Genomic DNA, 20,031 nt, shown 5'->3' with positions numbered 1-20,031 from the left:
GGCAAACGGGTGGTTTCGGCTGGCTGGCGCTCCCTGCATCCGGATCCCGAAAGACGCAGTCGAGGTTTCGCCAGCCGCGCGTGTGCAGGAATGAGCATGTCCATTCGTCGGCCATGCCGGCGGTCCAGGAGTGGGCTTGTCCGGGTTCGCATCCACGGCGCGAGTACGACATCCGACGCGAGCCCGCACCACCAAGACCACGCCCGCGCCACCCGTTTGCCAGAAATGGCCGCTAAGGGGAGTCCCTTAGCGGCCATCTGTGGCGAATCGGCGAGCAACAAATCAGCGAGCAACACCAGCGGAGGACCAGCCCCCGCCACCCAGCAAGCCCTACGGCGCCGGCGGGGCCGTGTCCGTGGGGGCAGCCGTCGTCGCCGGGGCGGGGTCGACGACGCCGCCGGACGGCTGCCCGGGAGCAGGCGCCAGGGTGGGTGCAGGCGCTGGCCCTCCYGGAGCAGGGGCACCCGGAGCGACGGTTTCACCCGGCGCTGGAGCAGCCGTCTGGCCGGGGGCAGGCTGCTCCGTGGAGCCGCCCGTCCCGCCGGTGTTCGGTGCCGGCGTCGAACCCGGTGAGGACGTCCCGGACGGAGAAGCGGCTCCGGCCGGTGTGGCGCTGGGATCCGTCCGGACGATCTCCATGATTTGTTCCTTGAAGCCGTTCAGTTTGCCTTGGATCTCCGAGAGCGGGACGTTCTGGATATTTCCGGCGTACTCCGCGATCTGGCGCCACAAATCGTTGAGCTTGGTCATCCCGTCCGCGCTCAACGGGCCGTCCAGCGTGAGGACCAGCTGGCTGGCCAGGGCGTAGGTCAGGCAGCGGAGGCAGTTGTAGTTGGCCGCGGTGGAGAGGTTCTCCGGGACAATCACGTTGGCCTGCCCCACAATCAGCACCACCTGGAAGCCCACAGCTACCGCGGCGCAGTCCTTGCAGCTGGCGAAGGCGTTGGCGTCGTTGCGGTTGCGGACGTCGGCGCCGTCGTCGGCCCAGACAAGGGCGAAGGCGACGTCGTACACCACGGAGCCGTCCTTGGTGTTCACGGCGAGTGCCTGGTTGCCGCCGTCCTGCGGTGGAGCAGGCTTGTCGAACGGGAACACCCAGGACGGAGCCGGGGCGGACGGAGCCGATGAGCCGGACGCACCCGAACCGGCAGCCTGCGCGGCCGGGTCGCGAGGCACCAGCACCATGCTCAACTGCGGATTCTCACGGGTGGGCTTACGGGCGCCCTGGGGCCAGAGCGCCACGGTCTTTCCCGACTGGCCCTCCTTCATCCCGGTGAGGGACTGCGCCGGGAAAGCGGTTGTCGTGATGTCGCTGAGGGTCCCGCGCTCGTACGGCTGGACGGGCCGGTATGTCTCCGCGCCGGGCCACCAAGCCCAGGCCAGGCCGGCGGTGACGGCCAGGATGGCCGCCATCGCGACGCCGCGCTGGAGTGTCTTGCCCCGGGTCTTGGCCCAGAGTCCGGTGACGAACTGCCGGCCCAGGCGCAGCAGGATGTAGAAGATGCCCAGAACCGGTAGGCCGATGCAGATGATCGCCAGCACACGCACCGCGGCGTCGGCAAAGTCCCCGGCGGAGAGGCTGTGCGCGAACATGGCCTCCTGCTTGGCGGCGTTGTCCCACGCGGTGCCGAGGACCCGGGGGAGGGTCAGCACCATGCTGAGCAGGCTGAACACCAGGAGCGGCACCGTGACGAGAACCCAGACCGTAACGACTGCCCTGGCCCACGGCTTGAGCAGCTGGGCCTCGGGGTCAGTCTTCCGCCAGGGAATGAGGGCCAGCAGGGTCGGCTTGATCCGCTGGAACAGGTCCGGGACGCCGGTGGCGTCGGCCAGGATGTGGTAGCCGTCGAAACGGATCATCGGCATCAGCTGCCGGACCATCTGCAGGATCTGGGTGACCACCACCAGCAGCAACGCGTCAAAGCCGGTGGCCCACCAGACACCCATGATGACGACGGCGACAATCGCGTTGAAGTACAGCCCGCCGAGGTCAGTGCGGATCCGGCCGCCCCGGCCCAGCCGGTACGAATCGGTGACGTCCGTGTAGAACGCCGGCCACATCAGGTACAAACCGGTGCCCATGGCGCCCGGCGTGGCACCGCCGCGGCGGGCCGCAGCAGCGTGGCCGAATTCGTGGAACCCGGCTGAGAGCACCGTGACGAGCAGGATCAGCAGCACCAGGCCGGGGTTGGCGAAGGCTTCATGGGTGGCGGAGGCGAGCCCCTTGACCATCAGCACCCACCAGCACGTCGCGAGGAAGGCAGCCGTCACCGCCACCACAATCAGCGGGTTGAAGAGCGCGGCGAACGGCGACGTGATTTTCCGGGTCCGCTCCGGATCCGTCACAGAGTAGCGGAACCGCATGCCCAGCAGCGGATTGGACTTCTTGACCTCCGGTTGCGAGCCGTCCGCCAGGCGCAGGAGGCCCAGGGGGAGCAGCTGGGAGTCGATCAGCGTCCGCACGTTCTCGGCACTGATGGGTTTGCCGGTCGCCTCGCCCGCGTGCCCCGCGATCTCCTCCAGTCCGCGCTGCCCGTCGATGGCCTCGAGCACCAAATAGAGCAGCCGCGTCAGTTGGATGGTCTGCCCGTCGGCGCGCCGGACCAGTGAGGGCGCCTGCTTGTAGCCGGAGCCCTTGGTCTCGCCGAGCAGCTGGACGCCGTCGGCCAGGGCCGGCGGCGGCAGGGTGCCCACTGTAGAGGACGACGCCGGAAGGCCGGGTTCCGCTCCCGGCGCGCCAGGGGTGCCGGCCGTGCCAGCCGCGCCGGGAGCCGTCGCCCCAGCCACGCCAGACGCTGCGGATCCGGCAGCCGATGTGTCATCGCCGGACAGGGCCGGAGGGCCGCCCTGGTCGGACGGCCCCCCGTAAACGGTGCTCATCTGCGTGCTACTGCTTCAGGTCGGACTGCTGGTCGGCCGAAGCCGTGGCATTGCCGTGGATGTCCTGGTTGATGATGGCATCCTGGTGGGCGACGGCGTAGGCCTGGCTGTCGATGGAGCCGATGTTGGCGCCAACCGCGGCGTCGATCGGCGCCGCAACGTTGGCGTTGGCGGCCACGGCACCGTTGATCGGGGCGGCGATGCCCGCGTTGGCGTCCAGGTTGACGTTGACGTTGAGCAGGTTGCCGTTCAGGGCGCCCGCGGCACCGGCACCAACGCCGCCAAGGTCCGGAGTGGTTCCACCAGGCAGCACACCGCCGGGGACAATGCCGCCGTCGGTAGTCCCGGTGGGAACCGCCGTCGGATCGACAGCAGGGACGGCGGCCGGATCCACCGCAGCCGGAGCAGCCGCGGGATCTGCCGTTGCCGGCGCAGCAGTAGCGCCGCCGTCGGCAGCGGTGCCTTGGTCGATGGCGCTGTCCTGCACGGAGTGGGCCGTGGCGTCGCCGGTGATGCCCTGGTTGATGAGGGTTCCCTGGTCCGCCAGGGCCTGCGAGTCCGACCCCACGGAGAGAACGTTGGCTGATGCTCCGGCATCGATCGGGGCCGCGACGTTGGCGTTGGCCGCGACGCCGAGGTCGATCGGAGCGGCGGCGCTGATGCCGAGATTCAGGTCGGCATTCAGATCCAGGACGGACGCGACTTCCTTGTCCGGGAGCGCGGTGGCGCCTTCGGCCAGCAGTTCCTCGTCAGACAGGCCGCTCATAGCTCGTTCAGTACTCACGAATGACTCCAGTTCCGGCACGGTTTTGTGCTGCCCCCAGTGAGCAGTGTCTCCACCGACGTGCCTAGTGCAGGTCAATAGTAAGCATGATGATCAAATTTTGGTACACGCGGGATCTGAAATCCCGATCGATTGCTCCGTAGGGGCCCTTTTGGACCCTCAAAACGGCGGTTACGGAGCAATCGATCGGGGAGGGGCTACCTCAGGCCGGCTCCCGGGAGCAGGGCAGCCGCACCGAGGGAGTCCGCGACGAACGCGTAGTCCCAGGCCCGTTCCCGCCACTGGACGTACCGGCCGGAGGCGCCGCCGTGGCCGCCGTCCATCTCGATCTTCATCACGATCGGCTCGCTGCCAGTGTTCTCCTCGCGCAGCCGCTGCACCCATTTGGCGGGCTCCACATAGAGCACCCGGGTGTCATTGAAGCTGGTGACGGCGGCAATCTTCGGATACGCCGCCGCCCGGACGTTTTCGTACGGGGTGTACGACTTCATGTAGGCGTAGACCTCGGGGTCCGTGATGGGATTGCCCCATTCCTCCCACTCCAGGGCGGAGAGCGGGAGCTCGGGGTCCAGGATGGTGCTCAGGGCATCCACGAACGGGACCGCGGCGACAATCGCCGCGTACTTCTCCGGCGCCAGGTTGGCCACGGCGCCCATCAGCAGGCCGCCGGCCGAGCCGCCCATGGCCGCGATCCGGGCCGGGTCCACCCAGCCGGATCCGGCGAGCCAGTCGGTCGCGGCGATGAAGTCGGTGAAGGTGTTCTTCTTGTGCAGCTTCTTACCGTCGTCATACCAGTGCCGGCCCAGCTCTCCGCCGCCGCGGATGTGCGCGATCACAAACACAATGCCGCGGTCCAGCAGCGAAAGCCGCGGGATGCCGAAGCCCGGATCCATGCTCAGCTCGTACGAGCCGTACCCGTAGACCAGGCCGGCCGCCGTCGAATCCGGCGCCACCGAGGCGTGCCGGAGCACCGAGAGCGGGATCCGGGTCCCGTCCGCGGCCTCTGCCCATTCCCGGGTGGCCACGTAGTCCGCCGCCGAGTAGCCGCCCAGCACCGGGCTTTCCTTCCGCAGCAGCAACTCTCYGGCGGGCTGGTCCGGGGTGGGGAGCACAAAGTCGTAGACCCGCGACGGCGTGAAGTAGGAGGTGTAGCCCATCCGGATCACGGGGGCCTCGTAGTCGGAGCCGGCCACACCGGCGGTGTAGAGCTCCTCGTCGAAGGCCGGTTCCACCGGGTCGCCCTGKTCCGGGGTGCCGAGSCCSGCCARCGGMAGGACCTGCACCCGYTCGATSGTGTCCTTGCGGATGGACAGCACCAGRTGGGTGGASGTGACGCCGGCGCCGTTGACGCGSACCTSGTCRGAATGCGCGACRACGGTCCGCCAGTGCTGCTCGGCTGCCGGCTTGGCTAGTTCGGCTGGATCGACCAGCGAGACCATGGAGTTGATGGCGCCCTTGTTGTGGGTCAGCAGGATGGCTTCGGAGGCCTCGCCGTCCGGGCCGGTCAGCAGGAACGGTTCTGCTTCGTACAGGATGCGCTCGTCGCGTGAGATCACGGTGGTCAGCCCGGCGTCCGGCGCATCAAAGCGCAGCAGCCGGGTCTCGCTGAACTCCGAGCAGCCGATGCCCAGGACCAGGTGGCGCCGGTCCGCGGAGAGCTCGAAGCCGAGCCACATCGCGACGTCGTCCTCCTGGTAGATCACTTCGTCATCGGTGACGGGCGTGCCCAGCACGTGGGACTTCACCTGGTACGGGCGCCAGGACGCGTCCACCACGGTGTAGAAGATCCGGGTGCCGTCGGGGGAGAAGGAGACGCCGTAGAAGACGTTCTCGATCACGTCGGGCAGCAGTTCCCCGGTCCGGAGGTCCTTGATCCGCAGCGTAAAGCGCTCGTCGCCGGCGTTGTCCACGGCGTAGGCATACAGGTTCCCGTCGATGGTCACCGCGGAGCCGCCGACGGCGAAGAACGGCTTGCCCTCGGCCTCCACGTTCCCGTCCAGCAGCACTTCCTCGCCGGGAATCCCGACGCCGACCTCGACGGCGGGCGGCGTCCAGTCCGCCACCCGGTCACCGCTGTCCTGCGCGCGGACGCGGCACTGGATGCCGTACTCCTTGCCCTCCACGGAACGGGTGTAGTACCACCAGCCGTCCTTGCGGTTCGGCACGGAGAGGTCGGTTTCCTGGGTGCGGCCCTTAATCTCCTGGAAGATTGCCTCGCGCAGCGGTTCCTGATGGGCGGTCACGGCCTCCTGGTAGGCGTTCTCGGCCTGCAGGAGTTCCACCACCTCCGGGGATTCCTTGTCCCGGAGCCACTCGTAGTTGTCCTCGAAGACGTCCCCGTGGTGGGTCCGCTGGAAAGGAACCTTCTTGGCCACGGGGGCGACGGGGGCAGGTGCGGCGGCGCCGGAAAGGCCCCGGGTGGCGGGAGTCTCAGTCATGCTCACCAATATATAGAGCCGACGACGCCGGCCGGCCTGTGTTCGCTACCGGGAGACCGGCGCTCATTGACGGCCGCTGTCAGCGTCTCGGGCTCATTCGGAGAGCAGGGCCATCAGGTACCGCCCGTAACCRCTCTTGGCCAGGGGCTCGGCACGCTCGCGGAGCGCGTCGTCGTCCAGGAAGCCGAGCCGCCAGGCGATCTCCTCGGGGCAGCCGATGGAGAGGCCCTGGCGCTTCTGGACCGTGCGGACAAATTCCGATGCCTCATTCAGCGAATCAAAAGTTCCGGTATCCAGCCATGCCGATCCGCGCGGAAGGATTTCCACCTGCAGCTTCCCGCGTTCGAGATAAACGCGGTTGACGTCGGTGATTTCCAATTCGCCGCGCGCCGATGGTGTGAGGTTCTTGGCAATGTCCACAACATCGTTGTCGTAGAAGTAGAGGCCGGGAACAGCGTAGTGGCTGCGGGGATTTTCCGGTTTTTCCTCCAGCGAGACGGCTTTACCCGCGGCATCGAATTCGACCACGCCGTAGGCCGACGGGTCGGCCACCCAGTACCCGAAGACGGCACCGCCGTCGATGTTCTCGAAGCGGCGCAGCTGGGTGYCCATGCCGTGCCCATAGAAGATGTTGTCGCCCAGCACCAGGGCCACCGGGCCGTCGCCGATATGGTCGGCGCCGAGCACGAAGGCCTGCGCCAGTCCGTCGGGGGAGGGCTGCTGCTTGTAGGTGATGCTGACGCCGAACCGGCTGCCGTCGCCGAGCAGGCGCTCAAACTGGTCGCCGTCCTGGGGGGTGGTGATTATCAGGATGTCGCGAATACCCGCCAGCATCAGCGTTGAAAGCGGGTAATAAATCATTGGTTTGTCATAGACCGGTACCAGCTGTTTGCTGATGCCCAACGTAATTGGATGAAGTCGTGAACCGGTCCCCCCGGCGAGGATAATTCCGCGCATGACGCCAATCTTCCACCGAGGTTTCTCGTTCAACCAAATCTGCCTCGCTGTGGAACGATATAAACCATGCAGCGATTCCTCGTTACCGGCGGCGCCGGCTTCATCGGTTCCAACTTCGTCCACTATGTCCTGGACAACACCGACCACCACGTCACGGTGCTGGACAAGCTCAGCTACGCGGGAAACCTGGAATCCCTCAACGGCCTGCCGGCGGACCGCTTCCGGTTTGTGCAGGGCGACATCTGCGACGCCGCCGTCGTCGACGGCCTGGTGGCCGGGGCCGACGTCGTGGTCCACTACGCCGCTGAATCGCACAACGATAACTCGCTGCACGATCCGCGTCCCTTCCTGGACACCAACATCATCGGCACGTACACGCTGATCGAGGCGGCCCGGAAGCACCACAAGCGCTTCCACCACATCTCCACGGACGAGGTCTACGGCGACCTGGAACTGGATGACCCGGAGCGTTTCACCGAGGACACCCCGTACAACCCCTCAAGCCCCTACTCCTCGACCAAGGCGGGTTCGGACCTGCTGGTCCGGGCCTGGGTGCGGTCCTTCGGGCTGCAAGCCACCATCAGCAACTGCTCGAACAACTACGGCCCGTACCAGCACGTGGAGAAGTTCATCCCGCGSCAGATCACCAACGTSATMGACGGCATCCGGCCCAAGCTGTACGGCAMGGGSGARAACGTCCGCGACTGGATCCACGCCAAYGACCACTCCTCYGCCGTSCTGGCCATCATTGCCAAGGGCCGGATCGGGGAGACGTACCTGATCGGTGCCGACGGCGAGAAGAACAATAAAGAGGTAGTGGAGCTGATCCTCAAGCACTTCGGGCAGGCCACGGACGCCTATGACCATGTGATGGACCGGCCCGGCCACGACCTGCGGTACGCGATCGACTCCTCGAAGCTGCGGACCGAGCTCGGCTGGGAGCCGCAGTTCTCCGACTTTGGGTCGGGCATCGAGGACACCATTGCCTGGTACCGGGACAACCAGGACTGGTGGCGGCCGCAGAAGGCCGCAACCGAGGCCCGGTACCAGGAACAGGGCCAGTAGGACATGTCGATCGAGTTTTCGAAGAAGCTCACCGCCCACCAGACCCCCATCCCCGGCGTCGTCCTCTACGACCTCCCGGTCCACGGTGACAACCGTGGCTGGTTCAAGGAGAACTGGCAGCGGGAAAAGACGGTGGCCCTGGGCCTGCCGGACTTCCGGCCGGTGCAAAACAACATCTCCTTCAACGAGAAAGCCGGTACCACCCGCGGCATCCACGCCGAGCCGTGGGACAAGTTCATCTCCGTGGCCACCGGCAAAATCTTCGGCGCCTGGGTGGACCTGCGCGAAGGTGCGACGTTCGGCGCCGTGTTCACCGCCGAACTGGACCCCAGCCAGGCCATCTTCATCCCCCGCGGAGTGGGCAACGCTTTCCAGACCTTGGAGGACAACACCGCCTACACCTACCTGGTCAACGACCACTGGTCCGCCGACGCCCAGGGCCAGTACACGTTCCTGAACCTCGCCGACGAGGCCGCAGCCATCGCCTGGCCGGTGCCCCTGGCAGACGCCGAGCTCTCGGACAAGGACAAGGCCCACCCGCGGCTCGCGGACGTGGTTCCGATGCCGCCGAAGAAGATCCTGGTCCTGGGCGCCGACGGCCAGCTCGGCAAGGCGCTGCGCGCGGCGTACGACGGCGAGACGCACGTCGAGTTCGCCGGCCGGGCCGAGTTCGACCTCGGCAGCGAGGACGCCTTTGCCGCCCGGAACTGGAAAAACTACTCGACGATCATCAATGCCGCCGCGTATACCGCCGTCGACGCCGCCGAGACCCCCGAGGGCCGCAGCACCGCGTGGGCGGTAAACGCCACGGCCGTCGCACGTCTGGCCCGGACGGCCGTCGATCACGACCTCACCCTGGTGAACGTCTCCTCTGATTACGTCTTTGACGGCACCCTAGGGACCCACGATGAATCCGAGCCCGCCACCCCGCTGGGCGTATACGGCCAGACGAAGGCCGCCGGGGATGCGGCCGCCAGCGCCGTGCCGCGGCACTACACGGTGCGCACCAGTTGGGTCATCGGGGACGGCAACAACTTTGTCCGCACCATGGTGTCCCTGGCCGGGCGCGGCATCGAACCGTCGGTGGTCAATGACCAGATCGGCCGCCTCAGCTTCACGGAGGATATCGCCGCAGGCATCCGGCACCTGCTGGAGTCGGCGGCGGAGTACGGGACGTACAACCTTACTAACAGCGGGGACCCGCAGTCCTGGGCCGAGATCGCGGCCGACGTCTTCGAGGCCTGCGGGAAACCCCGCGACGCCGTCACCGGCATCAGCACCGAGAAGTACTTCGAAGGCAAAGCCGCGGCCCCGCGCCCGCTCAACAGTGTCCTGTCCCTGGAGAAGATCACCGCGGCCGGATTCAAGCCCAGGGACGCGAAGGAAGCCCTGTCCGGCTACCTCGCTGCCCTGGCCATGTAGCGGCGGCGGGATTTTCCCAGGCGCAAGATCCGCCGCCTAGTTGCCGTTCTGGAGCTTGTGGACGGCCACGTACGTGTCCAGCTTGTTGGCGCGCAAGGCCGCCGCAACGCCCGCCGTGGCCGCAGGGTCCTGGAGAACGATCGACTGGCCGTCGGCGCTGGTGCCGATGCCGGCCGTGGGCAGCGTGAAGAACACTCCGCCCCCCGCGGGGGTGGTGCGGAAGCTGTAGGTGAGGCGCGTCAGCGTGTCCAGCGTCAATGCCGGGCTCAGCGTGATCCGGGGGAGCGCGATTGCCGCCACCTTCCGGGCGGTGGCGCGGTCCTGGACGCTTTGCTTGACCACCTTGGCCAGGACGGCCTTGAGGAAGGTCTGCTGGTTCCGCACGCGCTGGTAGTCGCCGTCGACGAAGGCCTTGCGCTCGCGGACGAAGTCCAGTGCCCGGGCGCCCTTGAGCCGGTTGACGCCGGCGGGGAACCGGACGGACGGGTCGATCGAGGACGTAAAGGCCTGCTTGACGTTGACGTCGACGCCGCCGACGGCATCGCTGAGGGCGGTGAACGTCTGGAAGTCGACCATCACCGTCTGGTTGATGTGCTGGCCCAGCAGGGACTCGACAGTGCGCGTCGCCAGCGGGATGCCGCCCATTTGCAGGCTCGCGTTGATTTTCGCTTCACCGTGGCCGGGGATGGTGACCCAGAGGTCCCGCATCAGGGAGATGCCGTAGACCCGCTTGCGGTTCGCGGGCACGTGGATGAAGACCATGGTGTCGGCCCGCTGGTCGGCTGCCTTGCCGGCCGCGGCCGCCCCGCGCTGGTCCACCCGGCTGTCGCTGCCGATCAGCAGGATGTTCAGCGCGGTGGGTGCCGGCTCCGGGACCGGCTTGGGGGTGGGCTTCGGTGTGGCCTTCGGCGTCGCAGTCGGGGTGGGGCTCGGGACCGGGGCGGCGGTCTCGGTGCGTGGTGCGAGCAGGAACGCCGCGGTAGCGACGCCGGCGCTCAGCAGCAGCGCAAGGGCGACAATCAGGATCCGGCGCCGCTTCCGATCCGCCGGCGGGGCCGGAGGCGGGGGCGGAGTTGCCGGTGGGTCTGCGGGTTCAGGGCTGGCCATGACGGGACAGTATCACCGCCGGTCCCGCCCGGACCGCCTCACACGGCGGAGATCAGTTGCCGTTTTCCAACTTGTTCGCCGCCACGTATTCGCCCAGCTTGTCCGCGGCCATCGCCGCGGCCAGGTCCTGGATGGCTTTCGGATCCGCCACCACAATGGACTGCCCGTCCGCCGACGTCCCGACGCCCCCGGTGGGCAGGGTGAACATCACGGTGTTCTGCGACCGGATGTTCCGCAGTTCGAAGGCAAGGCCGCCCACCGTGGCGGAGTCCATCCCCTTGTCCACCGTCAGGAACGGTGCGACAGCCCCCACCATGTTGTTGACCGTCACCGGGTTGGTCAGCGTGGAGCCGGAGATCGACYTCTTGATGATTTCCCGCAGGAACTCCTGCTGGTTGCGGACCCGCTGGTAGTCGCCGTCGGCGTAGGCGTGGCGCTCGCGGACGAAGGCCAGCGCTTCGGTGCCGTTGAAGGTGTGCTCGCCGGGGGCGTAGGTCTTGCCGGGCAGGGCATCGGAGGTGAAGGGCAGTTTGATGTTCACGGTCACGCCGCCCAGGGCGTCCGTGAGGCCCTTGAATCCTTCGAAGTCGACCATGGCGACGTGGTCGATGCGCTGCTTGAACAGTGACTCGATGGTCTGCACCATCAGCGGGGTGCCGCCGAGGGCCAGCGCCGCGTTGATCTTTGACTCGCCGTGGCCGGGGATGGGTACCCAGAGGTCGCGCATGATGGAAATGGAGTAGATGTGCTGGCGGTCCGCGGGGATGTGCAGGAGGATCAGCGTGTCCGCGCGCTGGTCCGAGGGTGTGCCGCCGGTGTTGTCCGCTCCGGCGGTTCCACGGCTGTCGCTGCCCATGACCAGGATGTTCATCGCGCCCTGGGCTGCGCCGGTCTTGGCCGGCCGCGTCGAATCCGCCGGGAAGGCCTGCTCCAGCTTGTGCGTGCCGGAGTCCCAGGTGTGGGCCAGGTTGAAGAGGTAGCCGCCCACCACCACGGCCACAAGGGCCACGACGGCGGCGACGGCGATCAGCACCCTGCGTCCGCGTCGCTTCCTGGCGGGCGGCAGCGCGCGGGCGGCCGGCTCGGGGGCGTGGGCGTCGGGGTCGAACGGGTGTGTCATGGCATCCTCAAGGTCGGCCGGCGAGCTGTCCGGGTTTAGGCCCCCGCTACAAACTTAACACCGCGGCCGCAGGGCCGGTGGATGGGCCGGCGGGAAAATGGGGGCGGCGCCGTCGTCGTGTGCTTGACTCGTTTCCCGCCTTCCGCATATCCTGAACGAACGGTCGGTAATTATTTATCGGAAATGCATAGGAGCAACCATGGCATCGCAGACCCTGCAGTCAGTGCCCGCCGAGCCATCGCCGGCACGGCACGAGGCCAGGCACGAAATGAGCCCCGAGGACGCGGCCCGCTACGACGCCGAGGGCCAGGCCTACTTCGACAAGGTCATGGCGGACGATTCCCGGATCGAGCCCCGCGACTGGATGCCCCCGGCGTACCGCAAAACCCTGCTCCGCCAGATCTCCCAGCACGCCCACTCGGAGATCATCGGCATGCAGCCGGAAGCCAACTGGATCTCGCGTGCGCCGAGCCTGAAGCGCAAGGCCATCCTGATGGCGAAGGTCCAGGACGAGGCCGGCCACGGCCTCTACCTCTACTCCGCCGCCGAGACCCTGGGCCAGCCGCGCGACCAGATGATGCAGGACCTGATGGCCGGCAAGGCCAAGTACTCGTCCATCTTCAACTACCCGGCCCGGACCTGGGCCGACATGGGTGCCATCGGCTGGATGGTCGACGGCGCCGCTATCGCCAACCAGGTGCCGCTCTGCCGCGCCTCGTTCGGTCCCTACGGCCGCGCCATGGTCCGCGTGTGCAAGGAAGAGTCCTTCCATCAGCGGCAGGGCTTCGAGATCCTGCTTGAACTCTCGCACGGTACCCCCGAGCAGAAGCAGATGGCCCAGGACGCCGTGAACCGCTGGTACGCCCCCGCCCTGATGATGTTCGGTCCGCCGGACGACGATTCCCCCAACTCCAAGCAGTCCATGGCCTGGAACATCAAGCGCTTCAGCAACGACGAGCTCCGCAACCGCTTTGTCGGCATGATGATGGAGCAGGTCAAGGTCCTGGACCTCACTCTGCCGGACAAGGACATCCGCTTCAACGAGGAAACCCGGAAGTGGGAGCACGGGCCCCTGGACTGGGACGAGTTCCATGAAGTCCTGGCCGGCCGCGGCCCGTGCAACGCCCAGCGCCTGGAACGGCGCCGCGACGCACACCAGAACGGCGCCTGGGTGCGCGAAGCCGCTGCCGCCTACGCGGAAAAGCAGGCAAAGAAGCTCGCAGAAAAGGAAACCGCAGCATGAGCCCCAACGTGGCCCCCACCCCCGAACCGCACGCAGGCAACGTCTGGCCCATCTGGGAAGTCTTTGTCCGCTCCAGCCGCGGGCTCTCCCACGTCCACGCCGGATCGCTGCACGCCCCGGATGCCGCCATGGCCCTGCGCAACGCCCGCGATCTCTACACCCGCCGCAACGAGGGTGTCTCCATCTGGGTTGTCCCCGCGGATGCCATCGCCTCCAGCGACCCGGACGCCAAGGGCGCCTTCTTCGAGTCGCCGCAGGGCAAGGACTACCGGCACGCGACGTACTACACCAAGAGCGAGGGCGTGAAGCACCTGTGAGCACCCCAGAGACCACCACCGAGACGGACCACGACGGCGGCCACGGCAACATTTCCGTCGGCGTCGCCGGGGCGGGCGCCGGGGGCGACGGCACGGCCAGTGCCACCCGCATCACCCCGGGCAACGCCCTTCGGCCGGAGGACATCGCCCTGGCCGTCAGCCGGGGGACCGCCAAGCCCAGCGCGGACGCCGCCGAGCTCGCCCTGCGCCTGGGCGATGACGCCCTGATCCTGGCCCAGCGGCTGGCCCACTGGATTTCCCGTGCCCCTGAGCTTGAGGAAGACATCGCCCTGGGCAACATCGCACTGGACCAGCTGGGCCACGCCCGGTCGTTCCTGAGCTACGCCGGGGGACTGGACGGCCGGAGCGAGGACGATCTCGCCTACTTCCGCCGCGAACACGAGTTCCGTTCGGTGGAACTCTTCGAACAGCCCAACGGTGACTTCGCGGTCACCATCGCACGGCAGTTCGTCGTCAGCTACTACCAGTTCGAGCTTTACCGCCGGCTGGCCGAGTCCACCGACGCCACCCTCGCCGGGATCGCGGCGAAGGCCGTCAAGGAAGTGGATTACCACCGCGACCACAGCGCCCAGTGGGTGCTGCGCCTCGCGCTCGGGACGGAGGAATCCCGCGAGCGGATGATCCACGGCTTCAAGGTCATCTGGCCGTATGTGGAGGAGCTCTTCCGCGACGACGAGCTCACGGCCCGCCTCAGTGAGTCCGGCGTGTCCGTCCAGCCCTCCAGCCTGCGCGCCGACTTCGACCGGCTCACCGCGGAGGTCCTGGCCGAGGCCGAACTCGACGTTCCGCAGGTCCAGCCGGCCCCCGGCGGTGGACGCCGCGGCCTCCACTCCGAGCACTTGGGTTACCTCCTCGCGGAGATGCAGGTCCTGGCCCGTGAATTCCCCGGAGCGAGCTGGTAACCATGCCGGACATGTACGTCAGCCACCCCACGGCCGATTCCACGGTCCGCCGGGAACAGACTGCTGAGCAGAAGGCCTGGGAGCTCGCCGCCACGGTGTGCGACCCGGAGATCCCGGTCCTCACCATCGCGGATCTCGGGATCCTCCGCGGCGTCACTGTGACGAAGGAGCCCAGCGCGGACGACGGCGGTATGGTCCCCGGTGTGCGGATCACCATCACGCCCACCTACTCGGGTTGCCCGGCTATGGATGCCATCCGCGACGACCTCACCAGTGCCTTCAACCGGGCCGGCTATCCGCGCGTCGACGTCGACCTGGTGCTTTCCCCGGCCTGGACCACGGACTGGATGAGCGCGGAAGGCAAGGCCAAGCTGCAGGAGTACGGAATTGCGCCGCCCTCCGGCCGCTCGGCCGCAGGCGGACACTCCGGGCCGGTCCGGCTCTCTCTCGCCGTGAAGTGCCCGCAGTGCTCGTCGCTGCACACCAAGGAACTCACCCGCTTCGGTTCCACCTCCTGCAAGGCGCTTTACGTCTGCCAGGAGTGCAAGGAACCGTTCGACTATTTCAAAGTTTTGTAAGGAACAGGTGCTCCCATGACTGTTGTCCGCCAGACCGCCGCCGAGCAGGCCACGGCAACCGGCCGCCGTCGTGCGTCCTTCCACGCCCTCGCCGTGGACGAGGTCCGCCGCCTCACCGACGACGCCATCGAGGTCACCTTCGGCGTCCCGCCCGAACTGGCGGGACAGTTCGACTACCTCCCGGGACAGTACGTCGCGCTGCGCACCACGCTGCCGGACGAGCAGGGCGAACCGCACGAGGTGCGCCGCAGCTACTCCATTTGCGCCGAGCCGCGCAGCTTCGCGGACGGCAGCAGCGAGATCCGCGTGGCCATCAAAAAGGACCTCGGCGGGATGTTCTCGACCTGGGCCAACGCCGAGCTCAAAGCCGGCGACGTCCTGGACGTGATGAGCCCGATGGGTGCCTTTGTGTCCAAGCACGGCCGTGACGGCAAGCCGGTCGAACAAAACGTGATGAACTCGATGAACCATCCGGAGGAGCTGGCCGGCGAGCCCGGGAACTTCGTGGCCATCGCGGCGGGATCCGGCATCACCCCCGTCATCGCCATTGCCCGGACGCTGCTCGCGGCGCACCCGGACACGCGCTTCGACCTGGTCTACGCCAACAAGGCCGCGATGGACGTGATGTTCCTCGAGGAACTGGCCGACCTCAAGGACAAGTACCCGGCCAGGCTGGCGCTGCACCACGTACTGTCCCGCGAACAGCGGATCGCCCCGCTGCTGAGCGGCCGGATCGACTCCGAGAAGCTGCAGACACTGCTCGGCACCGCCATCCACGCGGACGACGTCGACGAATGGTTCCTCTGCGGGCCCTTCGAGCTGGTGCAACTGTGCCGCGACACCCTCGCGGCCCGCGGCGTCAAGCCGGAGCATGTCCGTTTCGAGCTGTTCACCTCCGGCAAACCGGACCGTCCCGAAGGCAACATCGGCCGTCCCGTGATCGCCGACGAGTCCAAAGAAACGTACAAGATCACGTTCAAACTCGACGGCCTGCAGGGGGAGGTGGCCAGCCCCACGCACGCCCGTGAATCGATCCTGAACGCGGCCCTGCGGGTCAGGCCGGACGTCCCCTTCGCCTGTGCCGGCGGGGTGTGCGGCACCTGCCGCGCCAAGGTGGTCACCGGAACCGTCACGATGGACGAGAACTACGCGCTTGAGCAGGATGAGCTGGACAAGGGCTACGTCCTGACCTGCCAGTCCCACCCGACCACCCCGGAAGTCACTGTCGACTTCGACGTCTAGCCTTCCGCCGCCTTTTTTCAAACCCTAGGAGCCGCATGATTTCCCTGACCGTCGCCGACGGCATCGCCGAAGTTGTTCTGGACGCCCCGCAGAAGCTGAACTCGCTGGACGAGCAGGCGTTGAAGGATTTGGCACAGGCGTACGACGACGCCGCCGCGGCCGCCGCTCGCGGCGAGGTCCGGGCGCTGTTGCTCCGCGGTGAGGGCCGCGCGTTCTGCGCGGGCAGGGACATCGCCGGGGTGACTCCGGCGAACGACGACGTCCAGGGCTACCTGGGCGGCCTGGTGCAGCCGCTGCTGCAGAAGATGAGCTCCTTCCCCGCACCGACGTTCGCCGCGGCCCACGGTGCCTGCCTGGGCGTGGGGCTCGGGCTCCTGCTCGCCACGGACGTGGTGTACGTCGCGGACAACGCCAAGTTCGGGTCCCCGTTCGCCAAGCTCGGGGCCACCCTGGATTCCGGCGGGCACTGGTACTTCACGGAACGTTTGGGGATGCACCGGACCCTGGACCTGATCTACACCGCCGAGCTCATGAGCGGCACCGAGGCTGTGGCGCAGGGGCTGTTCAGCCGGGCCATGCCCGCGGACCAGCTGCTTGAGACCACCCGCGGCATCGTCGCCAATGTGGCCAGCGGCGCCACCGGGGCGTTCAACGCCAGCAAGGAACTGGTGGCGCACATCCGCGACCAGCGGCTGGGCCTCTGGGCGTCCATGGAGGAGGAGAACGCGGAGCAGGCGCGGCTCTGCAAGAGTGAGGACTACGCCGAGGGTTTCCTGGCCTTCCAGGAGAAGCGCAGCCCGGTCTTCAAGGGCTGACCGCAGCGCGGCGGGCTTCCCCCTCCGTGGCGGCCTACCCGGTGCTTACGTAGGAACTACCGTCGCCGTTCGCTGGGTGCCCGAAGAGCTGGGTAGCATTGGTCGGTTGCTACTTGAACTTGGGGGATTGGGTGCGTTCGAAATCGCTGCAGTACATGCCTGCGCTTGACGGTCTGCGGGCGGTGGCGGTCGGCATGGTATTCACGGTGCACGCGCTACCGTCGCTGAGGTTCCCCGGAGGTCTGGGCGTTGACGTATTCTTCGTCATCAGCGGTTTTCTCATCACACGGATCCTGCTGAAGGAATACCGGCGGGATGGCCGCATCGACCTGAAGGCGTTCTACCTCAAGCGGGCTTTGCGGCTTTACCCGGCGCTGCTCGTTGCCTGTCTTGCCTTCGTGGTCTTCTTCGTGGCGTTGCGGCACGCGCTGCCGGTGGCTCTGCTGAAAGTTACGGGAGTCGCTCTCGCCTACATATCCAACATTTGGATGACGGTGACCGGTACGTTTATTGGTCATTTGTCCCATACGTGGTCGCTTGCCATGGAGGAACAGTTCTATCTGGTGTGGCCGATCCTGCTGCTAGTGGTGATTCGTTTCCGTCGGCCCGAAATTATCGTCGCGCTCCTCGCCATGGGGGGGCTGGTCGCTTGGACGCTCGCCGGGGCAGACCAGCCTTATAACCCCTTGTTGAAGGCAGGTGGCCTGTTGGTCGGCTGTCTTGTGGGGTTCCTGGTTGAGAGACGTCCGTGGCAGAGTCCGGTCCTTGCCTACCTTGCCGTGGCGGTGTTCGTGGCGTGCGCGTACCTGGAGTCGATCGGTGCGCTCAAGCGTGAGTGGACGCTGCCAATCGTCAGTCTTACCGTTCCGTTCCTGATCGTGCATCTGGCTTTCGGGCAGGGCCTGTTGGTGCGCTTCCTGTCATCGCGCCTCCTGGTTCACCTGGGAATGCTGAGCTACGGTCTGTACGTCTGGCACTACATGGTGCTTTCGGCCCTGGGAATGGTCGGTTTCACGAACGGCCTCAAGATGACTCTGATCGCCGTCGTCATCACCTATGCAGGAGCTTGGCTGAGCTTCAGGTTCGTTGAGAGTCCGGTCCTGAAAATGAAAGACAAAATCGGAGTGAAGCCCCCCGCGCCCGTTCCGGCCGCGCTCTAGGCCATCTTCACGCTCACGCCACGCGGGTTCGCGGTGGATGCGCCTCCGCCGGAGAGGGCGGTGACGTGGGCTGTTACGAAGGAGGCCGATCCGCTGGCTTTTGCCGACACGGCCACGCCGGTGGTGCCGGAGGGGGAAAACGCCAGGCTGACTCCGCCCTGGGCCACGTCAGCCACCGGGGTGAAGTACTGCGGTGCCCCGTTCTCCGGCCGGACGTAACGGACGTAGCGGACGTATACCGTTCCCGTCGCGTTCCGGCCGACCACCTTGACCTCGACTTCAAACGAGCTGTAATTGCTGGTCGAGGCAATGGTCGCCAGCGGAGTGACGGTCCCGACGGCCAGGTCGAATGACTTGGACGCGTAGTCTTGCTTCCGGCCGCCGGTTCCCTCGACGTACGAGTTACGTCCCTGGCTGGCACTGCTGAGCAGGGTGGTCGAGTCGATGGCGCCCAGGGTGCAAGCAAAGAACTGGTGGTTCGACATGGATGAATCGGCCGGTGACCCGCTGAATCCCCACCCGGTGGTCTGCTCAACCCGAAGCCCCGTGAACGAGCACCGGGTGTTCGTGGCGTCGACGTCGAACCCGTGAGCCCCGGGCTGCCCGCCCATTCCCAAAACCCGCCACTTGATGCCCTCGAGCATCAGCGACGAGCAGTTGCGCGCATACACTCCGCCGCCGCCGAGCTGGACCCCGAAGACGTTGCGGACAATAACCGTGTTGCAGTTGTTTAGTTCCAGGCCGTTGGCGGAGTTCTTGGTGGTGGTGTCACCCATGATGTCGAGGCCGTCAATGGTCGAATTATTGACGTACGTGAGGGAATAGACGACGGCGGCAACTTCCGCTGACTTGTTGTCGCGGACGGTCAGTTTCTCGTGTGCGCTCGAGCTGGTTCCGGTGGCACGCAGATGCGTGCCCGCACCGTTGGAGTCGAAGTAGTTGCCGGCAATGAGCATGTGCCGGACTTTCGCGGTGGTGGTGACATCGACGGCGACTGAGCCCGTCCCGTGAAAGCGGCAGTTTTCAATAGTGGTGCCTCGGTTCCCGTTGCCGGCGCCGGCGCCGCTATGGAACGGGGTCAGACCATCGATAACCACCGCACGGGCACAGCCTGAAAACAGTGACCGAACGACGGCGGCATTGCGGCCGCGGACGAGAACGCCCACGGAGCACCGCTGGAGTGTGGCGCCGACGATGGCGCAGTCGACATCGGCGTTCGTGGAACCGTACAGATCGAGGCCCGTCACCGTTGGCGCCCCGGCAACGCCGCCGCTGTCACCAATGATGGCCATGTCCTGGAAGACGAACCCGGCATGCTTGATAACAATGACCGCTATGTTCGCAGCGGAGGGACGGAGGGACACGGCATACCCGTCCCGGGGCTGGCCCAGGAAACGGATGTTCGGCTGGACCACGGTCAGGCTGGCACTGGTTTTGTACCAGGCACCCGAGCCGGTTCCCGGAAAATACACGGTGGACCCGGGGGACGCAGCATCAACGGCGGCCTGAATGGCTGCGGTGTCATCCGCAATTCCGTCACCCTTCGCCCCGAAATCCCGGACGTTGAACATCAGCTGGCCTGCCGGTAGCGCAGCCGGGACAGCCAGCCGGGCGGACGGCACGGTGGACGCTCCCAACGCGGCAGGTAAGAGGGCTCCACCGCCAAGAAATAAGCCGAACCGGCGTCGATCAAACTCTGCACCTGTAGAACCACCAGAATGAGGTTTCATGACCATCTCCGAGAGTTGGCTAATAGACTCATCCTGCGCGCCGCGACCTTGGGAAAACCTTGGGAAATCTTGCGCGATGGCCCTGTGTTTGTTTGTGGTTGCGGCTGTCCCGCCGGGCATGCGGAGTTTTGCCCAATCCCGACCTCCCGGAGGGCGTCATGCCTGTCAAGAGGGCATGCGCCATTCGGCTAGGATTGAGCTCTTGTGAATTCTATTTGGGGGAGTGGGCGACTGTGACTGAGTCGTATGA

General features: G+C 66.7%; 16 protein-coding genes. 9 read left to right on the top strand and 7 right to left on the bottom strand.

The features are described from left to right. Window positions 1-330 precede the first annotated feature (330 nt). The 4 genes from AC1DHD_RS04865 to rfbA all read right to left on the bottom strand — a co-directional run bounded on the left by AC1DHD_RS04865 (window position 331) and on the right by rfbA (window position 7,059). Entirely contained in the window at window positions 331-2,694 is a 2,364-nt protein-coding gene (locus tag AC1DHD_RS04865; RefSeq protein ID WP_476878620.1) for a hypothetical protein, read from the bottom strand. Window positions 2,695-2,887: 193 nt separating this feature from the next. Continuing rightward, window positions 2,888-3,646 (bottom strand): peptidoglycan-binding protein, encoded by a 759-nt coding sequence (locus AC1DHD_RS04860; protein ID WP_476878621.1) that lies wholly within the window; start codon window positions 3,644-3,646, stop codon window positions 2,888-2,890. Between the two features lie 215 nt (window positions 3,647-3,861). After that, entirely contained in the window at window positions 3,862-6,102 is a 2,241-nt protein-coding gene (locus AC1DHD_RS04855) for a S9 family peptidase (RefSeq protein WP_476878619.1), read from the bottom strand. A gap of 93 nt (window positions 6,103-6,195) precedes the next feature. Beyond that, window positions 6,196-7,059 (bottom strand): glucose-1-phosphate thymidylyltransferase RfbA, encoded by an 864-nt coding sequence (rfbA, locus tag AC1DHD_RS04850; protein ID WP_476878618.1) that lies wholly within the window; start codon window positions 7,057-7,059, stop codon window positions 6,196-6,198. A 66-nt stretch (window positions 7,060-7,125) separates the two neighbouring features. Between rfbA and rfbB the strand changes: the two genes are divergently transcribed. Beyond that, window positions 7,126-8,124 (top strand): dTDP-glucose 4,6-dehydratase, encoded by a 999-nt coding sequence (rfbB, locus tag AC1DHD_RS04845; RefSeq protein ID WP_476878617.1) that lies wholly within the window; start codon window positions 7,126-7,128, stop codon window positions 8,122-8,124. A gap of 3 nt (window positions 8,125-8,127) precedes the next feature. Further along, window positions 8,128-9,546 (top strand): sugar nucleotide-binding protein, encoded by a 1,419-nt coding sequence (locus AC1DHD_RS04840; RefSeq protein WP_476878616.1) that lies wholly within the window; start codon window positions 8,128-8,130, stop codon window positions 9,544-9,546. Between the two features lie 36 nt (window positions 9,547-9,582). Here AC1DHD_RS04840 and AC1DHD_RS04835 read toward each other — a convergent pair whose 3' ends face one another. Then, on the bottom strand, window positions 9,583-10,653 hold the full coding sequence (locus AC1DHD_RS04835) for an LCP family protein (protein WP_476878615.1): 1,071 nt from the start codon (window positions 10,651-10,653) through the stop codon (window positions 9,583-9,585). A gap of 52 nt (window positions 10,654-10,705) precedes the next feature. Then, complete coding sequence (locus AC1DHD_RS04830) at window positions 10,706-11,773, bottom strand: LCP family protein (protein ID WP_476878614.1); 1,068 nt, start codon at window positions 11,771-11,773, stop codon at window positions 10,706-10,708. A 199-nt stretch (window positions 11,774-11,972) separates the two neighbouring features. On the opposite strand from AC1DHD_RS04830, the gene paaA reads away from it, so the two are divergent. The 7 genes from paaA (at window position 11,973) to AC1DHD_RS04795 (ending at window position 18,051) form a co-directional block, all read left to right on the top strand. Next, a complete protein-coding gene (gene paaA / locus AC1DHD_RS04825; RefSeq protein WP_476878613.1) occupies window positions 11,973-13,016 on the top strand; it encodes a 1,2-phenylacetyl-CoA epoxidase subunit PaaA in 1,044 nt (347 codons plus the stop codon). Continuing rightward, on the top strand, window positions 13,013-13,333 hold the full coding sequence (paaB, locus tag AC1DHD_RS04820; RefSeq protein WP_476878612.1) for a 1,2-phenylacetyl-CoA epoxidase subunit PaaB: 321 nt from the start codon (window positions 13,013-13,015) through the stop codon (window positions 13,331-13,333). The genes paaA and paaB overlap by 4 nt, the downstream gene beginning before the upstream one ends. Continuing rightward, window positions 13,330-14,256, top strand: coding sequence for a 1,2-phenylacetyl-CoA epoxidase subunit PaaC (paaC, locus tag AC1DHD_RS04815; RefSeq protein ID WP_476878611.1), 927 nt, complete (start codon window positions 13,330-13,332; stop codon window positions 14,254-14,256). The genes paaB and paaC overlap by 4 nt, the downstream gene beginning before the upstream one ends. Window positions 14,257-14,258: 2 nt before the next feature. After that, the gene (gene paaD, locus AC1DHD_RS04810) at window positions 14,259-14,834 is read left to right on the top strand and encodes a 1,2-phenylacetyl-CoA epoxidase subunit PaaD (RefSeq protein WP_476878610.1); all 576 of its coding nucleotides are present in this window, start codon (window positions 14,259-14,261) and stop codon (window positions 14,832-14,834) included. A 15-nt stretch (window positions 14,835-14,849) separates the two neighbouring features. After that, window positions 14,850-16,076, top strand: a complete 1,227-nt coding sequence (paaE, locus tag AC1DHD_RS04805; protein ID WP_476878609.1) for a 1,2-phenylacetyl-CoA epoxidase subunit PaaE — start codon at window positions 14,850-14,852, stop codon at window positions 16,074-16,076. Window positions 16,077-16,111: 35 nt separating this feature from the next. Then, window positions 16,112-16,891 (top strand): enoyl-CoA hydratase/isomerase family protein, encoded by a 780-nt coding sequence (locus tag AC1DHD_RS04800; RefSeq protein WP_476878608.1) that lies wholly within the window; start codon window positions 16,112-16,114, stop codon window positions 16,889-16,891. A gap of 131 nt (window positions 16,892-17,022) precedes the next feature. Next, window positions 17,023-18,051 carry an acyltransferase family protein gene (locus AC1DHD_RS04795; protein ID WP_476878607.1) on the top strand — a complete coding sequence of 343 codons (1,029 nt, stop codon included), beginning with the start codon at window positions 17,023-17,025 and terminating at the stop codon, window positions 18,049-18,051. On the opposite strand, the gene AC1DHD_RS04790 is transcribed toward AC1DHD_RS04795, so the two are convergent. Next, the gene (locus AC1DHD_RS04790) at window positions 18,048-19,673 is read right to left on the bottom strand and encodes a glycosyl hydrolase family 28-related protein (RefSeq protein WP_476878606.1); all 1,626 of its coding nucleotides are present in this window, start codon (window positions 19,671-19,673) and stop codon (window positions 18,048-18,050) included. The genes AC1DHD_RS04795 and AC1DHD_RS04790 overlap by 4 nt on opposite strands. Between the last annotated feature and the right edge of the window lie 358 nt (window positions 19,674-20,031).

Source organism: Arthrobacter sp. 05L45_2 (assembly GCF_056397525.1).
Note: the sequence above shows the minus strand (reverse complement) of the source record. Positions and strands in the feature narration are given on the sequence as shown.

What these genes read in the sequence shown, in the direction of transcription:
- paaA (WP_476878613.1), top strand. Translation starts at nt 11,973, where the DNA reads ATGGCATCGCAGACCCTGCAGTCAGTGCCCGCCGAGCCATCGCCGGCA.
- AC1DHD_RS04800 (WP_476878608.1), top strand. Translation starts at nt 16,112, where the DNA reads ATGATTTCCCTGACCGTCGCCGACGGCATCGCCGAAGTTGTTCTGGAC.
- paaB (WP_476878612.1), top strand. Translation starts at nt 13,013, where the DNA reads ATGAGCCCCAACGTGGCCCCCACCCCCGAACCGCACGCAGGCAACGTC.
- paaD (WP_476878610.1), top strand. Translation starts at nt 14,259, where the DNA reads ATGCCGGACATGTACGTCAGCCACCCCACGGCCGATTCCACGGTCCGC.
- paaE (WP_476878609.1), top strand. Translation starts at nt 14,850, where the DNA reads ATGACTGTTGTCCGCCAGACCGCCGCCGAGCAGGCCACGGCAACCGGC.
- AC1DHD_RS04840 (WP_476878616.1), top strand. Translation starts at nt 8,128, where the DNA reads ATGTCGATCGAGTTTTCGAAGAAGCTCACCGCCCACCAGACCCCCATC.
- AC1DHD_RS04835 (WP_476878615.1), bottom strand. Translation starts at nt 10,653, where the DNA reads ATGGCCAGCCCTGAACCCGCAGACCCACCGGCAACTCCGCCCCCGCCT.
- AC1DHD_RS04860 (WP_476878621.1), bottom strand. Translation starts at nt 3,646, where the DNA reads ATGAGCGGCCTGTCTGACGAGGAACTGCTGGCCGAAGGCGCCACCGCG.